Source organism: Flavobacteriales bacterium, assembly GCA_025210295.1.
GTDB lineage: Bacteria > Bacteroidota > Bacteroidia > Flavobacteriales_D > Parvicellaceae > S010-51.
Genome location: JAOASC010000033.1, coordinates 72459 through 96088 on the forward strand (window position 1 = coordinate 72459; position 23630 = coordinate 96088).

At 34.8% G+C, this 23630-nt stretch carries 15 protein-coding genes; all 15 read right to left on the reverse strand.

Annotated elements, in window-relative coordinates; all coding sequences use genetic code 11:
- Positions 1 to 3: 3 nt before the first annotated feature.
- Positions 4 to 1059, reverse strand: coding sequence for a methyltransferase domain-containing protein (locus N4A35_10480; protein ID MCT4581833.1), 1056 nt, complete (start codon positions 1057 to 1059; stop codon positions 4 to 6).
- 234 nt (positions 1060 to 1293) lie between these two features.
- Complete coding sequence (locus N4A35_10485; GenBank protein ID MCT4581834.1) at positions 1294 to 4464, reverse strand: carboxypeptidase regulatory-like domain-containing protein; 3171 nt, start codon at positions 4462 to 4464, stop codon at positions 1294 to 1296.
- Positions 4465 to 4534: 70 nt separating this feature from the next.
- A complete protein-coding gene (gene msrB, locus N4A35_10490) occupies positions 4535 to 4975 on the reverse strand; it encodes a peptide-methionine (R)-S-oxide reductase MsrB (GenBank protein MCT4581835.1) in 441 nt (146 codons plus the stop codon).
- An 83-nt stretch (positions 4976 to 5058) separates the two neighbouring features.
- On the reverse strand, positions 5059 to 6054 hold the full coding sequence (locus N4A35_10495) for a DUF3078 domain-containing protein (protein ID MCT4581836.1): 996 nt from the start codon (positions 6052 to 6054) through the stop codon (positions 5059 to 5061).
- Between the two features lie 23 nt (positions 6055 to 6077).
- Positions 6078 to 6896: a mechanosensitive ion channel gene (locus N4A35_10500; GenBank protein MCT4581837.1), complete on the reverse strand. Its 819-nt coding sequence runs from the start codon at positions 6894 to 6896 to the stop codon at positions 6078 to 6080.
- 101 nt (positions 6897 to 6997) lie between these two features.
- Complete coding sequence (locus N4A35_10505; protein ID MCT4581838.1) at positions 6998 to 7675, reverse strand: ComF family protein; 678 nt, start codon at positions 7673 to 7675, stop codon at positions 6998 to 7000.
- Positions 7675 to 9015, reverse strand: a complete 1341-nt coding sequence (locus N4A35_10510) for a hypothetical protein (GenBank protein ID MCT4581839.1) — start codon at positions 9013 to 9015, stop codon at positions 7675 to 7677. Before N4A35_10510 ends, N4A35_10505 begins: the two co-directional genes overlap by 1 nt.
- Before the next feature lie 3 nt (positions 9016 to 9018).
- Positions 9019 to 9954 carry a hypothetical protein gene (locus N4A35_10515; protein MCT4581840.1) on the reverse strand — a complete coding sequence of 312 codons (936 nt, stop codon included), beginning with the start codon at positions 9952 to 9954 and terminating at the stop codon, positions 9019 to 9021.
- A gap of 6 nt (positions 9955 to 9960) precedes the next feature.
- Positions 9961 to 11814 carry a stage II sporulation protein M gene (locus N4A35_10520; protein ID MCT4581841.1) on the reverse strand — a complete coding sequence of 618 codons (1854 nt, stop codon included), beginning with the start codon at positions 11812 to 11814 and terminating at the stop codon, positions 9961 to 9963.
- Positions 11815 to 11950: 136 nt separating this feature from the next.
- Positions 11951 to 14083, reverse strand: coding sequence for a T9SS type A sorting domain-containing protein (locus N4A35_10525; GenBank protein ID MCT4581842.1), 2133 nt, complete (start codon positions 14081 to 14083; stop codon positions 11951 to 11953).
- A 2-nt stretch (positions 14084 to 14085) separates the two neighbouring features.
- Positions 14086 to 17097 (reverse strand): PKD domain-containing protein, encoded by a 3012-nt coding sequence (locus N4A35_10530; GenBank protein MCT4581843.1) that lies wholly within the window; start codon positions 17095 to 17097, stop codon positions 14086 to 14088.
- Between the two features lie 119 nt (positions 17098 to 17216).
- Positions 17217 to 17576 carry a hypothetical protein gene (locus tag N4A35_10535; GenBank protein ID MCT4581844.1) on the reverse strand — a complete coding sequence of 120 codons (360 nt, stop codon included), beginning with the start codon at positions 17574 to 17576 and terminating at the stop codon, positions 17217 to 17219.
- 42 nt (positions 17577 to 17618) lie between these two features.
- A complete protein-coding gene (locus tag N4A35_10540; protein ID MCT4581845.1) occupies positions 17619 to 19529 on the reverse strand; it encodes a T9SS type A sorting domain-containing protein in 1911 nt (636 codons plus the stop codon).
- 6 nt (positions 19530 to 19535) lie between these two features.
- A complete protein-coding gene (locus N4A35_10545) occupies positions 19536 to 21818 on the reverse strand; it encodes a PKD domain-containing protein (GenBank protein MCT4581846.1) in 2283 nt (760 codons plus the stop codon).
- Positions 21819 to 21919: 101 nt separating this feature from the next.
- Complete coding sequence (locus tag N4A35_10550; protein ID MCT4581847.1) at positions 21920 to 23614, reverse strand: T9SS type A sorting domain-containing protein; 1695 nt, start codon at positions 23612 to 23614, stop codon at positions 21920 to 21922.
- Between the last annotated feature and the right edge of the window lie 16 nt (positions 23615 to 23630).

The window sequence follows — 23630 nt, forward strand, 5'->3', positions numbered from 1 at the left end:
TGTTTAACAACCACAATCTTCTTCAGAGCTATCATTAGCGGTAGTGTATGGCATGTTTCCTCCACAACCTTTATAGATTCCATAGTGTGTTTCGAAAGATCCGTAAAAATCAAAATATTGGTTAAACCTTGTTTGGTGCAACATGTTGTAAGTATTTCCACAAACAGATTCGATCTTTCCTTTTTCGAAGTAGTGGTGATTATCCAAGGCAAAACCTGTTTCATCTTCTGGGATTCCTCCTTTATATGCTACGGCTTGGCCATAATCTTCACAGTCTGATTCTAAACCATTAATTTTCCATAAACGATAAGTTACAGAATAAAATTCTAGATTTCCTACTCGGTTTTCTAACTCTTCATTGTCTATGGTTACGGGTTTGTCATCGATCACACGTGGGTCGGTAAAACCAGCTTTTTTTGCATAGTTTAAAAAGTCATTCCAGTATAAAGCGCCACTTAAACACTCCCCCCACAAGACACGATCGTTTTGTAGGTGCATAGGAACTCTTCTATTGGTATATACATCAGAAAAATACATTTCTCCTCCTTCTTTCAATAACTTATAAGCGTCATTTAAAACCTTTTGCTTGTCATTTACCAAGTTTAAAACACAGTTGGAGATAATTAAATCAAAAGATCCTTCTTCAAGGTCCAACTCTCCAAGGTTCTCAATATTTCCTTTAATAAACTCTACATTCGATTTTTGATAACCAAATTTTTCTCTATGATATTCTATATTGTTATTCGCTACAGCTAGCTGTTCATCAGTCATGTCGACACCTATAACATAGCCATTTTCTCCAACTAATTTGCTGGCAATAAAACAATCTCTTCCTGAACCTGAACCTAAATCTAAAATTCGTAATCCTTCTACAGCACTTGGGATGGTTAATCCGCAGCCATAATATTTAGCCACCACTTCGTCAGAAATTAGACTTAATGCCTCTGCAATGTGTTGTGGAGGTTTAGAAATTGTACAACAAGCATTTGTTTTTAAATCTTCTGTACTTTGTAATTCTGTTCCGTAATATTCAGATACTTCTTCGTGTATTTTGTTCATGGTTGTTGGCTTTATATTCTTAATTGGTTTTTATCCGTCTCGTTCTCGATACACCTCCAAAGTCGGCACTCGAACTGATTATACAATGTATGATGTACAAAATAAGTTTTCATTCTCTATTCCTTGTTCTCTTCTCTCTTCTCTCTTCTCTCTTCTCTATTCTCTCTTCTCTCTTCTCTCTTCTCTATTCTCTATTCTCTATTCTCTATTCTCTATTCAAATCGTCTTATAAATTTACAAAAATGTATAACGAAATCCTATTTGCATTTGTAATCTAGAAGCAATACCATCGATTTGCCATGGTTCGCTTGTAGGGTTAAAAAATTGATAAGTAGTCGTTGTTCCGTCTGCGCTTGTTTTCCCTTTTATTAGCGCATATCCAGCATTTGTGGTATTAGGGACATAATATTGCCTTCCCCATTTATAGTTGAATAAATTCAAGACATTAAAGATATCAGCTGTTAATTCAAACTTATGGTCTGTTTTATTCTTACGATAAACAAATTCTTGACCGATATGGATGTCTAACTGTGTATTCCAAGGTGTTCTTCCTCCATTTCTTTCAGTATATCGACCTCTTTGTTGATTGAGGTAGTCGTCATTCTTGATATAAGCATCTAATTGTTCCCATTGCTCTTGAGCGCTAACGGTAATGTTTCCATTTCCATCAGTAATAGCTATTAGATTAATTTCTGAAGCGTCATTAGGGACATATATCAAGTCGTTTTTAGAAGAAGCATCTCTGTTTATATCACCAGAATAAACATAAGAAAAAGGAGAACCTGAACTGGCTAAAAAGAAAGCACCGAAAGTAGTGGTGTGTTTGTCTTTTATTTTATGTTGGTACGATAAATTCCCAACAATTCGATGCCTAATATCGAAGTTTGAATAACTTAATTTTGGATTATTAGCTTCGATTGTTTGATTCCAATTCCAGTTAGCTTGTGCAGAGACACGTACACCATTCATTAGGTCTTTGGACAGTCCATTGGTATATGCTATCATTGAAGAAAAGTTTTTTCCTAGCTTTTGTTGAATTGTCGCAGATATGGAATATTTATACCCGAGCTGTGTATTGGTGAGTAAAAAAACATTCGCATAGTTGGAGTCTATTCGTTGAGCATCTCCACTGCCAATATTAATTGGTCTATTGTCATTTCCAGCACCAGTAATTTGAACGGTGTTTTCATTGAGATTAGCATTTTGAAAAAAGATATCGTAGATGGTTTTCGTAAAAACACCTTCGAGCGTAAAAATAGTTTTCGGAGTTACTTTTGCATCCAAGGCTAAACTGCTTCTCCACACCCTAGGTAATTTAAAATCTGGATCGATGAGGTTTATTTCTCTTTTGTTGCTTTGTAGGGTAGCCAATTGTGAATAATCCTCTGTAATTAAGTTAACCGAATTAGATGGTCTAACATCTACAGAACCAAATTGTGCCCCATTATAAATGTAAGAATATGCTCCCCAGGCAAATGGCATTCTTCCTGCAAATATACCACTCCCTCCTCGAAGTCGTAAGGTGTTTTCTTTGTTGAGCTCATAATTAAATCCTAATCGAGGAGCAAGAATAAACCGCGGTTGAACACCTCCCGTATACTGTCCAAAAACTGGATGATTAGCGACATCTTCAGCAACGTTTTGGTCGTTTAAGAAGATATTTCCTTCCAAACGTGCGCCATAACTAAGGTTAAAGCGTTTAGTGATACTGAATTCATCTTGTAGATAAAAAGAGGAGAGTAACACAGGAAAATCAGCCGAGGGTCTGTTATAATTGTATTCATAAGAATCATTCGTTAAATGATAGGTTCCTCTTATTCTGCTAGGTGTATTGTTGTAAAAGTCTGCTAGACTTGCATAGGCCCACCTCCCAGTATATGGCGTTACAAAATGATATTTAAACTGGTAGAATTCATTGTGAGTTCCCAATGTGATTTTATGCTTATTTTTATAAATAGAAAGGTGGTCACTTAACTCATAAGAACGTTGGTTCATTTGAAAAATAGAGGCTTCTCTATATGATCCAATAAATATTTGCCCGGCAGACTTGTATGTGATTTCGAGGTGTGGAAATAATTCCTGAAAAGGATCTCTAAAATCTTTAACAGTACTATGACCTATAATTAGATTGTTAAAAATGTTTTCCTTTAATTGTGACTTTAATTCAAGTACGGTACTATTAGTGGTAGAGTTGTGTGTAAATCCTTGTGAACCGAAGTTGAATATGGTTCCAGATCTTGACAGGTTTTGATGTGCTGCATCCACCAAATTGTGTCTAATGATTAAGGTGTTTTTATCATTGATGTTGTAGTCTAACCTAGCAAATACTTTGTTGTTATTGGTTGTTAGGTTAGCTTCTCCATAAGTTCCAGCGTCAAATCCGTAACGACTTTTTAAGGTATCCGAAATGTTAGCAATATCTGAGGCTTCAAATACAGACCCTTCTGTTCCAGGGGCGAATAATAAAGGTCTTGAACTTCTACCAAGTTCTGCGTTAAAGAAATAAAAGAGTTTATTTTCTTTTAGTGCTCCTCCAACGCTTACTCCAGATTGGAGGTTATAGAAAGATTCTATTTTTTCTCTAGTTTCAAAAGGAGCACGTCCAGTAGTCGTATTATTTCGTAAAAAACCATAGACTGTTCCTCCTAGTTTATTGGTTCCGCTTTTGGTTACAACATTTAGACTACCACCAGTAAAATTCCCCAATTTTACATCATAAGGAGAAGTGGCAACTTGTATTTCGGCTACAGCATCTAGGCTTATAGGTTGTGTTTGGGCCAATGCACCAGGAGATCCTGCTGCGGTTGATCCACCAGCACCTACGCTTGGTTCTTGAAAACCAAAAGCATCGTTATTAGCCACCCCATCAATACTAAGGTTATTATAGCGATAGTTGCTCCCTACATAGCTGTTTCCTGCTGCTTGTGGAGAGTTACGCGTCATGTCTTGTAAACTTCTATTAATTGTAGGGAGTTTTGAAATTTCACTGGCGCTGATATTGGTTTCAGTTCCTTTCCTTTTATTAGAAAATAAATCATTGTTATTTCCAATAATATCAACACCATCAAGTGTTGTTACTTGTTCTTCCATAACAATATTTAAAACAGCTGTTTCCCCTAATTTTAAATAAAGATTATTGGATGAATATTCGGCAAAGCCTATAAATTTGATGGTAATAGTATAAGGACCTCCTGGTTTTAATTGTGGAACAAAAAAGTTTCCTTCAGTATTGGTAACTGTTTGTTGTTTTCTCCCAGTAGGAATATGAGTAACTGCAACATGTGCTCCTGGCACTACCTGTTGTTGATTATCCATAACAGATCCTTTTAATTCACTCGAGGTGACTTGAGCAAAGGATAAAGAAAAAGTAGCAATAAAAAGAACTACAAAAAGTATTGGTTTCATATATTTTTATTAAGGCTACTTTAGAAGACGTAAATAGACCTAAAACCTTACAAATTAATTGTCCGATTCTTTATTTTAATTGTATTGAAATTGAATTGACACAATACCTTAGTCCACTAGGTGCTGGTCCATCAGGAAATACATGTCCCAAGTGCGCATCACATGTGTTGCATAGAATTTCTATCCGTTGCATACCAAAAGAGTAATCTCCTATATATTTGATTGCATTTTCTTGAATAGGTTGCGTAAAGCTAGGCCATCCTGTTCCAGAACTATATTTTATGGTAGAGTCAAAAAGTTCTGTATTACAGCAAATACAACTATAAATACCTTCCTCATAGGATTCACAAAATGCTCCACTTCCTGGTCTTTCGGTTCCTTTTAAACGGGTGATTTTATATTGTTCATCTGTTAAAATAGCTTGCCATTCTTCATGGGTTTTTATTATTCTATTTTTAGGTGAAGGAGTTCCATTTTTAGAAAAGTTTAGTATATCATCCCAGTTTAACATAATTCACAAATTTTTAATCTAAAGTACAAAAAAAGGGAGTAATAGATTCATTACTCCCTTTGATTAAATAATATAAAGTTGACTTAAAACTTATAAGAAAACCCTACTGTTAAAGCTTCTTTAAATTGTGTTCTTGGTCCAGATTTTTTTAAATCATTTCCATTTTCATCTTTGTAAGTTGTTCCATCAGGTCTTTTCCAAACTTCATTTGTTTGAATAGTGATATCGTGGTCGTAAATTAAGTTTGTACCGATTGTAGCTGTAATGTACTTATTGACTTTCATTCCAATAATGGTGTTCCAATAAACATCAATGTTTTGTGGGTCTTTTAAGTAATTACTAAATAAAGCTAAATCAGTTTGAAAGTTTACATTTTTAATTCCAAAAGGCTCATCTTTTTTGTAGTTCATTTTTAAGTAAGCACCTACTTCATGTACCATATTGGTAGAATCAGGAACTCCATATGTAGACCTTAAAAAAGTGTGACCAACATGTACCATTCTGTATGATAAAGGTCCGATAAATGCTGAAAAGTTATCACTTGGTCTATAATCCATTCCCAAAGCAACAGTCGTATATGCAGGTGCTAAAAAGTCAGAAATTGTTACTGTAGTAGAATCATTATTTGCATTGTTTAAACCTTTTGTAAATTGTGTTCTAAAGTTTAAAAGCGCTGCATAATACCAATTTCCACCAGCTTCATATCCTAGTTTAGAGTTTAATTCAATACGATCAGAATTTTTAAACCAATTGTTTAGTTTCGCTTCACCTTGAGCAAATTGTTTGATTGTTCCAAATTCTAAATCTAATGAGTTATCCCAAGCTAATTTTCCTTTTGAGTGATTAGCATATACACTTAAAAGACCATTAAAACTATAACTGTTTAATCCACCAGCAGCCCAATTGTGCAATGCTGTTTGTCCAAAACCAAGGTTAAAGATTCCTCCTTTATTCCATGTTTTAGTACTATCTGTATTTCCTTTAGCTTTGGCTCTTAAATCTTTCTCATTTGCATCAACTTGTGCCATTGCTCCTCCTCCTAGAAGAAGTGCTAAACTAATTGTAAATAAATTTTTCATTTTTTATGATTTATTTTTTGCTATTAAGCATTGTGTACATGTACGTCCATTTGTGGGTAAGGAATGTTTAATCCTTCTTTGCTAAATGTTGTGTAAACATTTTCGTTCATTGCAAAGAAAACATCCCAGTAGTCTTCTTGTTTTACCCATGCTCTTACAGCGAAGTTTACAGAACTATCAGCTAAAGCTTCAACAGCAACAAATGGAGCAGGGTCTTTCAATATTTTCGAATCAGCAGCAATTAAGTTATTAATAACTTCTCTAGCTTTAGTCACATCATCACCGTATCCTATACCAATTGACCAGTCTACTCTTCTTAATGGTTCACTTGAGTAGTTAATTAATGCCCCATTAGATAAAGGTCCATTAGGAATGATAATCGTTTTATTGTCTAAAGAGTTTAGGATGGTTACAAATAAAGAAATTTCTTTAACGATTCCTGTATAACCTTGAGCTTCGATTAAATCCCCCTTTTTGAAAGGTTTAAAGATAAGGATCATTACCCCTCCTGCAAAGTTTTGTAATGTTCCAGAAAGTGCCATCCCAACAGCTAAACCTGCAGCCGCTAATATTGCAGCAAAAGATGTTGTTTCAATTCCTAAAATACCAATAACGGTAATGTATAAAATAGCTTGTAAACCAAAGCTTAGCATGCTCATAAAGAAAGGACGAAGTGTTTCGTCTGTGTTTCTTTTTTCCATTTGCTTACCAGCAAGCTTTACGATTTTACTGATGATAATTTTTCCAACCCACATTACAATAAGGGCTAAAATAATTGCTTTTACCATAGGAAGAATTGTTCCTGTAAAAATGTCACTACTTAGAATTTTGTCGAAATCCATTTTTTTACTTTTTTATTAATTTTTAAATTTTCAGAATGCAAAGATATTCCAATTTTACAAAGGAGAAAATCCTTCGTTTAAAATAACAAATCCATAACAATTTAAGCAGAAGCAAGCGCTACTACACTAATTTTTATGTCTTTGAATTGATCAAGAGTTAAACAACATCCTTCTATTGTTGATCCTGTTGTGATAACATCATCTACAAGAAGAACATGTTGGCTGTTAAGTTTTGAGGTATTGGTTAGCTTAAAAATAGTGCTTACATTTTCCCAACGTTGGTATTTTGATTTTTTGGTTTGGCTATCTGTATCAACTGCTCTAATGAGTGTTTGGTGGTCAATTGGAGCATTGATAATTGCCTGAATTCCCAAAGCAATGGCATAACTTTGATTATAGCCTCTTTTTTGAAGTTTATGCGGGTGGAGTGGTACTGGAATAATGCAATCTATGGCTAAACCAGCATCTCGTACTTCTTTGCCAATCTCTTTACCTAATTCTTCTCCTGCCTGTTGATTTCCTTGATATTTTAGATCATGGATGATCTTTTGTATGGTTCCTTTTTTATGATATTTAAAAGTGGTAAAAGCATGTTCTAATGGATACCTCCCCCAAAATAGTTTTGCAATATGGTTGGCTTTGTCTTTGTATTGATAAGTTCTAGGTAGGTTTGTCCAACAACTAATGCAAATAGCACGTTTTCTATTGGAAATTGTTTGGTTACACCCAGGACAGATATGAGGATAAAATAGGGCTAAAAAACTCTGAACAAAACTCATCAGATACAATTTTTATAAAAGTATTCGATGTTTTGGTAGAGTTCGATGAGTTGTTGGTCACTAATGTTTTGCCCTTTATTAGCAGATAAATCTGTAAAAATATCATTGATTAATTGGGAATCTATCCCTGATTTTAAATGAATTTTTTGAAGGGTGTTTTCGTCTAATTCGTTAAACTGAATGTAGTATCGTTGTTTGATAAATGTAATGAAGTTTTGTCGAATGTGTTTAATAATCTTATCGTGACGATTTTGTTGTTGATATAATTTAGCAATAACTTCGATAAATTCTAGACTAGTATTGTTGTTGTTTTCTACAGCAGGAATGATTCGTTGTTTTCGTTTGCTTTTAATGAGCATATATAATAGTAACCCAATAATACTGAGCACTAAAGCAATAGTTAATGCAGGAACTTTAAGGATGTATTGAAGAGGGCTTGCCCTAGAAAACTCTTTAGGTTTTTGTAATTTTTCTGGATTACTTTCTCCTCGGTATGTTGAGTATTTTCCGTAGTTTTCGTGCCAATAATAATTTCCTTCTGGTAAATGAGAAAAAATAATTTCAGCATGTTTTTTTCCATCTTTAGTAGCAACAAATGCATTAGAAAAAGCATCGGGAATACTATGAAAAATAAACGATCCTTTACCATAATTTATTTTGGTACAAATTGTACTTAAATTTTTGATATGCGCAATTTCTATGGATTCATGATTTAATGCTTCTTCATTAAGTACTAACCAATTTTTGTATTTAGGTAATTGATGATAATTTAAGGTTGGATTTTTAAGCTCTAAATCGTTTTGTTGTTTAAAAGATGGGTGAAAGAAGTTCAACATTACAACAGTATCAGCTTCTACATAAAATGGCGTAGTAGAGTTAGGAAGAATATATTCTATGAATTCATTATGTAAACTTTCAAAAGCGATTACAGCATGATTTCCTTCGTAAACAAAATCAAATAGATAATCGTTATCTTCTGATTCTAAGTTAAAACTTTCTCCCACAGAGATATAGATGTTGGGATTTTTATTGTCATTCCTTAAAGGAAGTTGTTCACTTAAATTAGTATAGTAACTTGTTTGAATTCTTTGGATTGTTTTCGTTCTATGGTATCTTTCTAAAAGCTTGTAGATGAAATGTGTCCCGTTTGGGTTGATTTTTTTTTGAGGAATTTTTTCGAAAGGTTCTTCTACTATTGTAGAATCATTAGTTTTTTTCGCTTTCTGCTTGTCATTTATTGCTTCTTTGTTGGGGGAAGCAATTGAATTGACTAGAAACAAAACAACAACAATCAAAATGATTGAAGCGCCAAGGATGATATATTTCTTTTTATTATCCAATTTTTATTTTGTAGCTAGTTCTTTTAGTAAAGTTTTAAATTTAGGTTCTATTGCGTCGTAATCTTTATCGGTGATGGTATAGTTTCCATACCAAACAAGTTCAAAAATAGAAACACTTTCATTGAATAACTCATATTGCTTTTTTCCTCTCATTTCCATTAAATAGGAAATGTTCGTTTTTTCTTTTTTCCAGGTAATCCACTTTTTTTCAGAAAGGTCTTTAAGTACAAAAATAAAATAGATCCGTACTGCCAGTCGATAATCTTTATTGGCAAGTGCTTTTTCGAGCATTAATTCTAATTCTGATTTAGCAATTTCTACAGGTGCTTTTTCAAGTTTTACTTCTTTGATAGACTTTCCTTCATCACTTATAGTGGTGTTGATAAAGAGGATGTAGATAATAAAGCCTAGAAATACAGCTAAAAGTGTATATAATAATACAGATCCAAGACTTCCAATCCCCTCACCGTTATATGAAGATGAATTATTACGACTGCTGCTTGGGGTATAATTTTGATCATGTCTTTTGGAGTAATATTCTCCTGTTTCTACATCACGTTCTTTGGATTCATAGTATGAAAACTCTTCTCCTTCCCCATGTTTATATTCTTGATTATATTCGTAATCATCAACTTCATAATCACGAGGTCTTTCTCCATTATTTTGAGCATATTCGCCGTTGTATGCTTCCTGTTCATATTCGTAATAACTTGCTTCCTGTTGATTACTTTCAAAATCGGAACGTTTAAACTCTTCCCCTTTAGCTTTGGCATTTCCTCTAGCTTCTTTTAACATTGTTTTTTTGATCTTTTTCCAATGTTTAGGGCTAAACTCTTGCTGTTTTGGTTTAGAGTTGAGGTAGTCTTCTTGAGGTCCGTTTTGTCCCCAAACAAAAAACGGAAAAATAAAAAGTGCTATGTAAATGATGAATGGATTCATTTTATACTAGAATTCGCCTTCGTCTTCTGATTCGTATGTTTTACTTTTTGTTCCAAATGTTTCGACTTGTTTTTTTAGAGCTGTAGCTTCTTCTTGTTCTTTAATACTATAATAAGTAATGCTATAGCTTGTAAAGAATATATTGATGATAACACTAAAAAAGCTAAAATAGAAAACAGCCCAAATACAATTTTTTACTAAAAAATATTCATCAGCTAGTGGGAGCAAGAACCAATCTAATACCATTCCTAATATCAATTCAATTGGGTTACCTACTTCCAAAAGAAAAGGCAGAAACACAATTAAAAAGATGAGTAATAAAAATGCTGAAGAAATACCTAAGGTGTTTCCCCATGATTTTTTTGCAAAATACAATCCTTTTTGCACGCCCTTAAAGAAACCAGTGTTTTCCAAAATACCATGAGTTAATGGCATGATGATGAATGGTGCAATAAAAACACTGAGTAAGGTTATGCCTAGAGGAAGTGTTCTGAAAAAGAACAGCAAAAAGAGCGAAACAGGTAATGTTTTTACAAATGCTTTTATAAAAAAGGTTCTTTTGTCTTTCAAGGGGATGTTAACATTAGCTGTATTGTAAATGGCATAAAAATTATAAGCAATACTAAGTGACATGGTGATAACCAGTATTGAAAAGTAAAGAATTGAGAAGTTATTTCCATCCATAGAAAAAGCCATTTCCATATTTTGAAACCAATCTAGTTCTGCATTTCCATAAATATCATTATTATAAAAATAAATGGTTCCAATTGTAAAAAGCGGAACTGTGATGAGTAATATTTTAAGGTTTTCTCCTATCTTTTTGCTAAATAATAATACTGCGTCTGTAAACAATTCTCCAAAGTCTCTGATCTTAAAAAAGGTAAGTTCTTTACGTGGGATATAAACAGGATGTTCTATGATTTTTTCTTTAAAGTTGGTTTTTCTAGCAACCATAAAAGGGTAGATCACAAAATAGAGTACCATAAAACCAAAAGAACCCATAATAATAACCCATTTAATCCAATCTGGCCATTCCGATTGAGCACTTCCTCCCGCAATTTGAATTACGGTATGTCTAGTGGCATAACCTTCAATAAAAGCAGCAATAATGATAATTGGAATGATACCTATCATGATTTTTATGCCTCTTTTGGCTGATATTGAAAGTGATTGTAGCCTTGTTAATGTTTTAGGAAAGACCAGACCATTACCCATTGTTATTCCAGCTGCTCCTGCAAGTACAATTGCAGGTATTTCAAAAGCCCCATGTATCCATATCGTTAAGAAAGATGTCATTAATAAACCTCTAACTTTAAAAAACCACTGAAAAGCACCTACCATTATCCCATTAAAGAATAAAAATATTCCAGAACCAATTGAGAAGAATAACCCTAAAACAAATGTCAATAAAGCCACTCGAAGATTATTCATAGCTATTCCAATAAAAGAATCCATTTCGGTACCAGAACCGTAGATATCCATCGGTTTTCCATTTCTTATGTTATCTTCAGTTACATCAACATAATCGTAGCCAATAACTGCCCCTAAAAAATCGGGGTCGTCTATGGTCGATACAATACCAATGAGCATTCCAATAGCTAAGACCAAGAATGCCGCTAATAAAGCTTTTCGGGAACGATACATCTCTAACGGAAGGTCAGTAGTCCAAAAATGCCATAAACGTGAAAGCGGTTCTCTTTTCTTTTTGTAAATAGAATGAAAAATTTGTTGAGCCAATGAATTCAAATATACCCGAACGCTTCTTTTAGAGTAGTGTGTACGAGCATAAGCTAAATCATCGGTTATTTCAACAAACAATCGACTCATCTCATCAGGGTCGTTTTTTGCTTGTTTCGACATTTGCTCGAACTTAGCCCACTTTATTTTATTTTGATTTATAAAAGAAGTTTCTTTCATTCTCTATATAGGTAGTAGAATAAGGATAAAGATAAGCTTATTTTTTTATCTACCTAGTTGTTCTTTTGTTTAAAAAGAATTACGTTTTAATCAGTTTTATTTTTTTCTGCCAATTCTTAGATTGTATTGTGAGAAAATAAACACCTTTAGGAAAGGATGAAGTTTGGATCTTGTTAATCCCCTTGATTAGATTCGTTTTTTGAATTAGTTTTCCATTCATTGCTGTTAGGAATAAGATGCCTTGACTTTCTATTTTAATATTAACAAAGTCTTTAGCGGGATTTGGATATACAACAATATTTTGTTGATCGATTTCATCGATAGCAACAGTTCCAACATAAACCAAAATAGAATCGGTGGCTTCGCAACTTCCCATTTCGACTGTTAATTCAACCTGATATGCTCCAGGGAAATCAAACTTATGATAAGGGTTAGATAAGGTAGAATGATAACCATCTTTAAAGTCCCAATTGTAGTTAGAACCTACAGATCCACTACTGTAGAAGAAAATGGAGTCATGGGTGTTGATGCTTGTTTTATTTGCATCAATAACTACAGTAGGCATAGGCTTGATGATGACATTAATGGTTTCTTCGTCCAAACAATTTCCAATCTTCCCTATTACACTGTAGGTGGTAACCCCTTCTACTTCAATAGTGACCGAAGCAGTTGTATCTCCAGTGCTCCATTCATACCTGTCTGCTCCTGAGGCAGTTATTTGTAGTTCATCTCCTATGCATGCTAATAGTTGGTTTTGGCTAACTGTAAGGTTGGGAACTTCATCTACCACAATACGTGTATATGCAGTGTCTTTACAACCATAGATATCGGTAATAATTACTGAGTAATCGGTAGTTACAACAGGAGCTACAACATTGGTTTGTTGACTTGAAAGTCCATTATCCCATTCATAGGTAACACCTGTTCCTCCATTATGATTGACTGAGACCGAACTGTTGCTTCCAACACAGATGGTGTCTTCTTCTGAGCCAACGCCTTCTATTCCTCCGAAGTTTCCAATTTGAACAGTATCTTTTTTTACACAGCCAACAGCATCTCTAGCATGGACATAATAAGTACCAGCAGGTAATCCAGAAAAGACATTGTTTGCTCCAAAATTAATTCCATTATCAATGCTGTATTCAAAAGGAGCTTCACCAATATAAGCTACTACATTGATTTCGCCATTGGCTGTTCCACAAAATTCATTTTGCTTAATGATAGAATCTTCAATTTCTTGCTCGTCAATAAAGAAATTTACCGTTTCTTGACAACCATAACTATCTTGTATTTGCAGAATATAATTTCCAGAAGTTAGGCTGGTGTTTGTGTAGTCTGGTCCCGATTGAAAAGAAGTACCCCCATCAATTGAAAAGTCATAAGTTCCAGGTGTAGCTAAGGTTACCACTATTGATCCCAAGGTCACTCCATCACAAGAGACAGGTGTTTCAACTGTTGTAGGTACAATAGCTGGATTTTCGTTTATAGTAACTGTTGTATCTACTACACATCCAAAATTATCTTGTAAAACGAGATCAAAATCTCCAGGAGATAAGTTTTCAGCTTGATTGATGTTATTAAAATTTCCTCCTCCATTAAAGCTATAACTGTAGTTCCCAATTCCATTAGCAGCTGTAATAACAATTTGTCCTGTATTTTGCCCACTACAAGATGGAGTAACGGTTACATCCGTTATTTCTAAAGGATAAGCAACATTTTCTGTAGCAGTTGCAGTACATCCATCAGCATCTTCGACTACAATATTATAGGTGCCTCCAACTAAGTTGGGGTAGGTGGTTATATTAGAAAAGTTATTGCCATTGTCGATACTATAAGAATAAGTTCCTGTTCCTCCACTTGCAATAATTTCAAAATTTCCTGATTGATTGGTACAATCTTCTACCGTATTTAAAACATATACCGATAAGGATCCTGGAACGTCAATGTCCATTTGACTGGTACAATTATTATCATCAACAAGAATAACAGTATAAGTTCCTCCAGTTAAGCCACTAAAAATTGAATCCGTTTGAAAGGTAACACCATTATCGATACTGTAGGTATAGGGAGCTGTCCCGCCAGTTGGGGTGATTTCTATTTCACCACTGTTACCACTGCAATCTAATGCAACACCAGTGGCGGTAAATGAACATTGTGCATGAATATTCATACATCCGATAAAGATGGCTATGATTAAGGTTAAAACTTTCATAGTTATTTAATTAAATTAACGTGACCTTTATAATTATGTTCTATCCCAAAGAAATCAAAACAAGTTAAGGTCCATACATAGGTGTCTTGTTGAACTACTGCTCCTCTATAAGTGCCATCCCACGGCTTGAATTGATTCGTAGTATACAACAAGGTTCCCCATTTGTCAAAAACTCTAAATACTAACCCTTCTTCTTTGAATGCATAATTCTTAAAGAAGAAAGTATCATTAACACCATCCCCATTTGGAGAGAAAGTATTGGGCATATATATACTGGTAACGGGATCTACTCTAACAGGGTTATAGCTCGTGTCTAAGCAAGCATGATTGGTTTCGACAATTAACTGAATGGTATAGTTTCCGGTGTCACTATAGGTATGATAAGGTTCAAAATCGATGTCGTAAGTAGCATCTCCAAAATCCCAAGCATAATGATTTGCTCCAATAGAATGATTGTTAAAATAAACTTCCGATTCGTATACATTAACAAGGTCGGGAACAACGCTAAAATCAGAAATTGGGTTATGCCAGATCCATAGGTAATCTTCAATGTAGAGACTGTCATAGCACCCTAATTCATTGAGGGTAATTAGCTCGACATGAATCGAAGAGTCTGCAGTATTGCTTGTGTTATAGAAACATTTTGAAGGATTTTGCTCAAACGATGTCTCTCCATTTGAAAAATTCCATTGCCAAATTAGGTTAGAACTGGTAGAATTGGACTGTGTATAATCGTAGAATTCAACGCATAGGGGGTTACAGGCTTCTGTAATATTACTCACAAAAAGATTAGTTGGTTTAGCGAGTACATTTACAGTTCTTGTAATGGTATCTAAACAGCCTTGATCTGATGTTACAACAAGCTCAACATTGTAAGTTCCATTAGTGATATAAGTGTGTGTAGGGTTGGGAAAACTAGAGGTGTTATTGTTGTAGTTTACATCAAAATCCCACTGCCATTCAACAATTGATCCTTGCGAAATTGTTGAAATATTATTAAAGGCTGTTGGTGGTTGATTTTCGCATACTGTTGTATTGGTGAAATTGGCTATTGGTAATGGATATATTTCGATAAGAAAACTGGTATCGTTTACACAACCTTCGTTAGAAACAGTGGTATACAATACTGTATAATTTCCTGAAGCATTGTATTGGTGTGTGGGGTTTAGGTTATTGTCAATAGGAGAGCCATCACCATAAGAAACATAGGTGCTAGAAATGTTACTTGGGGCATTAATAGTAGAGGAATCTCTAAATTGAACACTATCGTATAAACATTCGTTTTTTGTTATCAATATAGGTCGAGGAACTGGGTGTGCAGTAATTGTATTTTCAACTGTATCTTTACAACCGTAATCTGTGGTAACAATTAATGATACATTATGAGCTCCGTCTGAGTTGAATAAATGAAAAGGATGTTGTGCCGTGCTGCTGCTGTTTTGATCATCAAAATCCCATGACCATTGGTTGATTATTCCGAAGTTGGTAATGGATTGGTCTTGAAAAGCTATAGAATCGTATAAACATCGATCTTCCCAGTCAAAATTAGCTTGAGGATCAGAAACAAAGACATCATATTGAAAGGGAGCTTCTACACATTCATGTTCAACAGTAATTTGGTACTGTCCTCCTTCAGGGTAGGTAAAAATTAAAGTATCTTCATTTTCAATGGCGCCATTAACAGTAAAGAAAGAGGTACAACCGTCTTTTTTTACTAATAGAATGGAATCATCTGGGCATATCGTATTGTCTCCAATAATTTCAAAATAAGGTTCACATGATTGACAAATTGTTTCGAAGTGACCATTCATATCTCCCACACTTGGTGTAGAAATTCTTCTTTGTCCATTATAATCAATCATGTTGTAGTTTAGGTCGACTACTACAGGTGTTACAGCTTGTGAGTTGATGGCATACGTTTTATTTTGACAGCTGGTGGTCAAGTTGGTATCTAATTTTAGGATAAAAGGATCAAATTCATCAGACCCAAGAGAATTTAGACCATCCATTGCTGCAAGGTAAAATCCATTGTATGCGACCACTTTTGACATTTTATCTGTACCTGCACCTCCATATACATTAGTACTAATTAATCCACCATTATTGTTTAGTCTTAAAATTAGGGCATTATCGCCTGTCATTGGCTCAATTAATGAAATTCCAACTGTAGTATGATTAGATTTACCACTTAATAAAATTTCATTACGTTGACTATCAAAACTCATTTTCTTCGGTTGGTCATCATCACCTGTATTTCCATAGGTAGATGACCATAAGATGCTGCCTTGATGATCAATTTTAAACAAGAGAATATCAGGGTCTGTTTCTGTCCCATTTCCTAGTTTTGTTGTTGCCGTTGTGATCAAAACAGTATTATCTGTAGGATCAACTATAGCATTGGCTTCCCATTCTCTGTATATTGGTATATCGGGCCCAAGCCCATAACTTTTGGCCCATACAGTATTTCCATTGGCGTCGAGAGCAGTAACATTGATATCTGAAGTAGGGTTTAATGCATACCAAACAAAACAATAATTCCCATCGGAAAACTCAGCAACGCTATAACCTCTAGAACTCATACCAGGATTGTTGATTTCTTTTTTCCAAATTAAATTACCAAGGTTATCAAATTTAAAAATGACTGCTTTATTTCCATTACTATATCCTGTAGCAATAATGTCTCCTGTTGAGGTTTCTATAGCATCTGTAAAGAAGTGAACATCATCATACATTCTTGACCAGAGATAATTTCCGTTGGCATCAAAAACAGTAACACTCCCCGTTTCCTTACCAAACATATAGAAACCAGCTACAAGTAAATTATTGTTGGAAATTTCTTTTACACTTCTTCCTCCATCTGAGTGTTTGTGTTGCAGCCCTATTGACTTATAGAATAATAGTTCGCCACAACTGTCTACTTTCATCATTAAAACATCACAACCATCTACTGGTGCAGCTCCGTGAACTTCTTGTTGTCCAACAAACACCGCTCCGTTATCAAACGTTTTGGCCATGTCAAAAAACTGTTGTGTGTGGGCCTCTTTAAATGTTTTAACGTAGGTTTTTATTTGAGCATTTAGGAAGCTTATATTCGGGAAGAATAATAGTATTATAAGTAATCTAAAGAGTTTCATCATTGTTTATGGTTATGAAGTAGTTTTCCCTCTTCCTCTTTATCTATTTCTTCTACGGTTATTAATTCATTTGGATATCCTGTAAGTTGCACAATTTTCAAAATGTAAGCAACGGTATATTTTTGGTCATTGGATGGAGTATTGACAAGCATAATGTTTTCTTTTGTATCGAACAAAAGTACTTTTCCCCCTATTTGCTGAATATTTGTTTTTAGTTTAGGACCTAAATTGGGACACATCAAGGCATTGTCTCCAATATGAACTTTAAAAACTTTATCGTTATTCGTCTTTTCTTGAGCACGAAATTCGCTATAAAGGCAAGAAGAAATGAATACTAAAAAAAATAGAAATGTTTTCATAACACACAGCTTTATTTATAGGAGGGGAAGTCTAGTTGAGGTTTACTGAATGATGAGCTTAAGCTCCTTATAAGTCTCTTCAGTTTCAATTATTCCTACATATACTCCTCTCGGAAGATCTTGAATTGATACTTGATTCGTTCCTTGGGTTAATATTTGTTGTTTTACAAGTTTTCCATAGAGGTCAATTAGTTTGAACCCGGCATTGCTATCCAATTGAATATTTACATAGTCTTTGGCAGGGTTAGGGTATAATAAAATTTGGTTTTGATCTTGTTCAGTAATTGATACTGTTCCAACATAGACAAGAATGGTATCTTGATCTTCGCATCCCCCCATTTCTGCAGTTAAAATGACATAATATGCTCCTGGAAAATTAAAATGATGATAGGGAGCTGATTCTTGTGATGAAAAGCCATCACCAAAATCCCAAGTTGTGGTTGAAGTTACAGAACCAGCACTAGAGAAAAAAATGGAATCTCCGGTATTGATACTTGAGGAATTAGAAGAAGCAACAGCTGTAGGGGAAGGTTTGATAACTATGACCATTTGCTCGTTATTAGAGCATTGACCATTGTATCCGGTAACTGTTATGGTTTCATTTCCTATAGCTACATAATTCATTACATCAGTTGTGTCTCCAGTACTCCAAATATAATTTGTTGCGCCATAAGCCGTTAGTTGTATACTGTCTCCAATACAGGCTTGTAATTGACTTTGACTAAGGGATACACTAGGTGTAATTTCAACATATATTGTTGTTGCTGAAGTGTCTTCACAACCATAACTATCTGTTACTATTACAGAGTAGGTGGTAGTGGTGGTGGGCGTAACTGTGTGGCTTTGTATATTACTTAGTCCATTGTTCCATTGGTAGGAAGCATTTACACCTGCGTTATGAGAAACAGAAACAATGGAACTGCTTCCTAAGCATACGGTATCATCTGCTGATGGAGTGGTAACAATTCCTCCAAAATTTGTAACATAAATAGAATCTGTTTTTACACAGCCAGTAGCATCTTTAATCAATACAACATGTTGACCAGCGCTTAAGTTGTTGAAAGCTCCTGAAGGTAGATAGGTGGTTCCATTATCAATACTATATTCATAAGGAGCAACTCCAAGAAATCCAAATACTTCTATATCTCCATTTCCATAATGACAATATTCATGGTTTATATTTACGGAGTCATCAACTAAGTCTGCTCCAACCTGAAATTGAAAAGGGGAGGTACAACCATTTTGATCAGTAATGTCGATGACATAGTATCCTGCATTAAGGCTTGCATTGTTGTAGGTAGTTCCACTACTTGAAGGACCATTATTTAATGAAAAATCATAGGTAGCACCGTCCGTAAAGGTAATGTCAACACTCCCAGGACCACTTCCGTTACATTGTTCATTGGTAGGTGTAATCGTAGGGGATATTGTTGGAAAAGCATCTACTGTTATCATTGTGTCTACTTCACAATCATAATTATCTTTGATGTAAACATGATAAGTTCCAGGCCCAATTTGATCGTGTAAGCTAGAAGTATCATAGGTTAATCCTCCATTAAAACTATATTGGTAAATAGGAAAACCATCTGCTCCTCCAGCTTGAATTGATCCAGTATTTATACTGTTACAAGAAGTTGTTGTCGTAACAAAATCGACAGCCAATGGATTAGGAATTGTTTCGGTTGCCGTTCTTGAACACCCTGTTGTATCATTTATTGTAAAGTTATAAACTCCAGGCCCTAAGTTTGAAAACTGTGGCGTATTTACAAAGTTAACACCATCGATACTAAATGTAACCGAGTCTATGTCTTGTGTCAATAGGGTAATAACACCAGAGTTAGGGTCACTACAATCGGCATAATCAACCACTACATCAAGGTCTATTGGCCCATTGCATTGGGCATAATAGTCGAAGCTTACTAAAAGAAAAAGAAAAGGTATGATTTTATTCATTTAGAGTTATCTTAATAAGTTTACATGTCCTTTTTTATTGTGTTCGTTTCCAAAAAAGTCGAAGCATGTTATTTTGTATATATAAGTATCTTGTTTTACAGGATCGCCTTTATAGGTCCCATCCCATGGCTTAAATATATCTGTATAATAAATTAATGTTCCCCATTTGTCAAAGATCTTAAAATCAAGTCCTTCTTCAACCATGGCATATTGTTTAAAGAAAAAGTCATCATTTTCGCCATCACCATTAGGTGTAAAAGTATTAGGGATATATAATGAAACAACAGGATCTATTCTAACACTTCTATAGGTAGTGTCTTTACAGCCATGAATAGTTTCTACTGCCAATTCTATTTGATATGTTCCTGTATCTCTATAGGTGTGATTAGGTTCAAAATCAACGCTGTATCTATTATCTCCAAAAGACCAATCATAGAAATCAGCACCAATTGAGTTGTTAGGAAATTCGATATTTGATAAATACATGTTTGTTAATTCTGGGGTTACCTCAAAATCAGCAATTGGATTATGCCACGCTGCGATGTAATCTACAATTTCAATAGAGTCATAACATCCTAAGTCATTACGAGTAACTAACCCTATTGTAAACAAAGAATCTTCTGTGTTGCTTGAGTTGTGATAACATTTAGAGGGGTTTTGATCATAAAGAGTATCACCTCCATCCAATGTCCATTCCCAAAAGTTAATAGAAGAAGCATTTGACAATGAAACATCATAAAAATCAATACAGGCATCAGCACAAGCTTGCGTTATGTTTGATGTAAATACAGCAGTAGGTTTTGCATAAACTTCAACCGGTTGAACAATAGTATCGAAACATCCATTCTCAGTATTCACAACAAGGCGGACATTGTATATTCCAGCTTCATCATAATCGTGTTGAGGATTAGGAAGCGTAGATACACTGTTTACCGCTTCATCAAAATTCCATTGCCATCCCATAATACTTCCCGTTGAAACTGTAGAAGCATTATAAAAAGCAGTAGCTTCTGTATTTTCACAGACATTCGTAAAGGTGTAATTTGCTACAGGTACAGAATAAATTTGAGTAGTTGTAGAGGTGTTATCGATACAGCCGTTGTTGGAAATAACAATATAACTAATGTTGTAAGTTCCTTCTGAAGGATATTGATGTTGTGGATTAATATCTTGAACAATAGGAGATCCATCTCCAAAATCTAATATAGTTTGATCAATGTAATCTGGAAAATTAATAGTTGATGAGTCTTCAAATTGAACAGAATCGTATTGACAAACAGGTGACTCTAACAAATGAGCTCTTGGGACAGGATGAACAACTACAGGCATGACAGTATCTTTTACACAGCCTTCATTAGAAGTTGTGGTAAGTGTGACATTAAATGTGCCGTCTGTTGAGTATTGGTGTGAAGGGTTTTGTTGAGTGCTGGTTGCTCCTGTTTCTCCAAAATCCCATACAGTGGATTGAATATTTCCGGCTGCAATAATGGACTGATTTTGAAAGTATATCGGGTCATATAAACAGGTGGTCAATGGCGCTCCTGTAGGATTTAAATTGGTACTGTTGGTTACAGAAAAAGAAGGAACAGGTTGAGGGTTAACTGTAATGTTGTATTGCATTTGATCGCATCCTTGAACAACGTCTATTACTGCAACTTCTGTCATTGTTGTAGGTGGAATGTTCATTGTTGGCAAATCACCAGTTCCTGCTGCAGGCAGTCCTATATTTGGATTGTTATTAGTCCACTCGTAGATAACGCCTGGTTGATTAGAATTTAAAAAAGGCGTAGGTGTGTAAGTAGTATTAGCACAAGCTTCTTCATCTGATAGCTGTTGAGGTGGTGTTGGACAAGGAATGGTAATAGTTCCTGTACTGGCAGGGTACATTCCACAACCATCTGCAGTAAAAGCACTGTTTCCTGAAAGTACTGTGATTTCAACTGGGGTTCCACATGGTACTCCAGGGAAATCATACCTCACCCAGTCATTTTCTGTATTTGCTTTCCCACAAGCTGAAACGACTGTTGGTGCCGTAGAACAGTTCGGTAAACTATTAATTGTCGTTCTTTGATTATCGGTAGGAGACCCAGTTGTTGTAGTGGTTACACCATTAACAGTAAGTCTAATTGTCATTGTTGTTGTTCCTGGGTCAGCTCTTCCATGCCAATGTTCTACCCATAGCGTTAATTCCCCTCCACAGCTTCCACACCATACCACTTGTACAGAGTGAGCTTTCGCTAATTGCGAAACTATGATGAATAATATTGCTGCAAAAAATCGTTTAAACATAGTCTTGAATTTATGTTTTTATCAAATCTAATAATAATTTTGTCATTAAATATGATGATGTTGTCAATTTGTTAACGAGTCATTATGTTAATAGTTGCTTTTTATTGTGAATAAATAGTTATTTTCTCCAAAAATGGATTTTTATTAGCTATTGTTTGAATTTTTACAAAATAAATGCCTGTTTTTAAATGATTCACACTCATAAGAAGTTCAGTAGAAAAGAGGTGTGCTTTAGCGTAAACGACTTGCCCGTTTAAGTTAATTAATTCTACTTGATCAATAAGATCGGTTGCTTCGATTAAAATGAGTTGGTTGGTCACTTTAATTTTTACAGCTGAAGTATTTTCACTGATGTTGTCATAGGCTTGGCAATCTACTACTTTAATACTGATTGAATCTTGATTTTGGCAGTTGTTATGGTCAGTTCCAGTGAGGTAAATAGTTGTGTCTCCATGTATATTTAGGTTAAAGAATCCCTCAGACAAAGTACTTCCGTCGGACCATAAGTATTGGTTTAAGTTAGTGGTACTAGATAAAAATACACTATCATTAAGGCATAAAGAGTCTTCAAAAATGGGGCTTATTTCTACTGTTGGGAGGCTATGTTCAATAATATTGATAGAGTCAGAATTTGTTATACAACCTGAGTCATCAATTGCTGTGTAAGAATAGATGCCAGGACTATTAATAAATAGTGAATCTATGGTATCGGAAGTTGGAGTCCATAGAAGATTATTCCAATTGGAATTCGTATAAATAAATAAACTATCTCCTACGCAGTATGCGTTACCGTTGGGGGTGTTGATGATACTTGGTAACATCGAATTGATATCAATTTGAACTGAATCGGATGTTCCCGTACACCCATTTGAGTCTGTTACTTCCACAAAATAGAGCGCTTCTGTTGATGGGGTTGTAGAAAGTGTACTGTCACCATTAGACCAGTTATAGGCATCAAAATGTTGAGTGACGGCTAAATTTATTGAATCATTCCAACAAATAGTAATTTGAGGAACGCTGTCTAAAATAGTAGAATCTGGCAAACTCAAGGTGAAATTAGGTTTAGGTTTTGGATTAACAATGATGTTAAACTTAGCTTGGTTACAGTTTTCAGATACTGATATTTCAGCAACTTCTGTAACAGAAGAAAAGGGTGTGTTAAAACCAGGAAGTTGCTGTCCAACTCCTGAGGAGGCTAAGCCTATATTAGGGTTACTATTTGTCCAATGATAAACAGTACCTGCTTGACCAAAGTTTTGTAGAGAAGTAGGAGGAACGCTGTCGTTTGCACAGCCGTATTGGTTAGGGAGAATAGTTATTGGGGGCGGACATGGTAGTTGAATTGTTCCAACAGAAGCTGGAAATATTCCGCAACCGTCAGCAAGATCATCATTATCTCCTCCTATTACGGTAATTTCAACATCAACTGAACAAGGAATAGAATCGAAGTCATAAACAGCCCACCAATTTTCTGTATTTGCTGATGGACAAGCAGCAAAACTTATTATAGGTGTTGCGAATGTAGGTAAGGTGTTAAAACTGGTGTTAATAGTGGTATAAAGGACTCCTGCTTTACGGGTTGTGACACCATTAATTGTGTAATCAATTTCTATTGTTGACGAGGGATCAAAATTAGAAGTGTGCCAATGTTCAATAAAAAGTCTGAATTTACCTTCACAAGTTCCACACCAAGCTAACTGAATGGTGTGAGCCTTTACGAGTAAAGGTGTAAGAAAAACTAAAAGTACCCAAAATTTTTGCCATATTTTACCCTTGGTGCCGATAACTAATTTCATAGAATTACTGCTGTTT

Bases quoted from the DNA above. Each gene is read 5' to 3' on its own strand.
- N4A35_10480 (MCT4581833.1), bottom strand. From the start codon at position 1,059: ATGAACAAAATACACGAAGAAGTATCTGAATATTACGGAACAGAATTA.
- N4A35_10485 (MCT4581834.1), bottom strand. From the start codon at position 4,464: ATGAAACCAATACTTTTTGTAGTTCTTTTTATTGCTACTTTTTCTTTA.
- msrB (MCT4581835.1), bottom strand. From the start codon at position 4,975: ATGTTAAACTGGGATGATATACTAAACTTTTCTAAAAATGGAACTCCT.
- N4A35_10495 (MCT4581836.1), bottom strand. From the start codon at position 6,054: ATGAAAAATTTATTTACAATTAGTTTAGCACTTCTTCTAGGAGGAGGA.
- N4A35_10500 (MCT4581837.1), bottom strand. From the start codon at position 6,896: ATGGATTTCGACAAAATTCTAAGTAGTGACATTTTTACAGGAACAATT.
- N4A35_10505 (MCT4581838.1), bottom strand. From the start codon at position 7,675: ATGAGTTTTGTTCAGAGTTTTTTAGCCCTATTTTATCCTCATATCTGT.
- N4A35_10515 (MCT4581840.1), bottom strand. From the start codon at position 9,954: ATGAATCCATTCATCATTTACATAGCACTTTTTATTTTTCCGTTTTTT.
- N4A35_10520 (MCT4581841.1), bottom strand. From the start codon at position 11,814: ATGTCGAAACAAGCAAAAAACGACCCTGATGAGATGAGTCGATTGTTT.
- N4A35_10525 (MCT4581842.1), bottom strand. From the start codon at position 14,083: ATGAAAGTTTTAACCTTAATCATAGCCATCTTTATCGGATGTATGAAT.
- N4A35_10530 (MCT4581843.1), bottom strand. From the start codon at position 17,097: ATGGCCAAAACGTTTGATAACGGAGCGGTGTTTGTTGGACAACAAGAA.
- N4A35_10535 (MCT4581844.1), bottom strand. From the start codon at position 17,576: ATGAAAACATTTCTATTTTTTTTAGTATTCATTTCTTCTTGCCTTTAT.
- N4A35_10540 (MCT4581845.1), bottom strand. From the start codon at position 19,529: ATGAATAAAATCATACCTTTTCTTTTTCTTTTAGTAAGCTTCGACTAT.
- N4A35_10545 (MCT4581846.1), bottom strand. From the start codon at position 21,818: ATGTTTAAACGATTTTTTGCAGCAATATTATTCATCATAGTTTCGCAA.
- N4A35_10550 (MCT4581847.1), bottom strand. From the start codon at position 23,614: ATGAAATTAGTTATCGGCACCAAGGGTAAAATATGGCAAAAATTTTGG.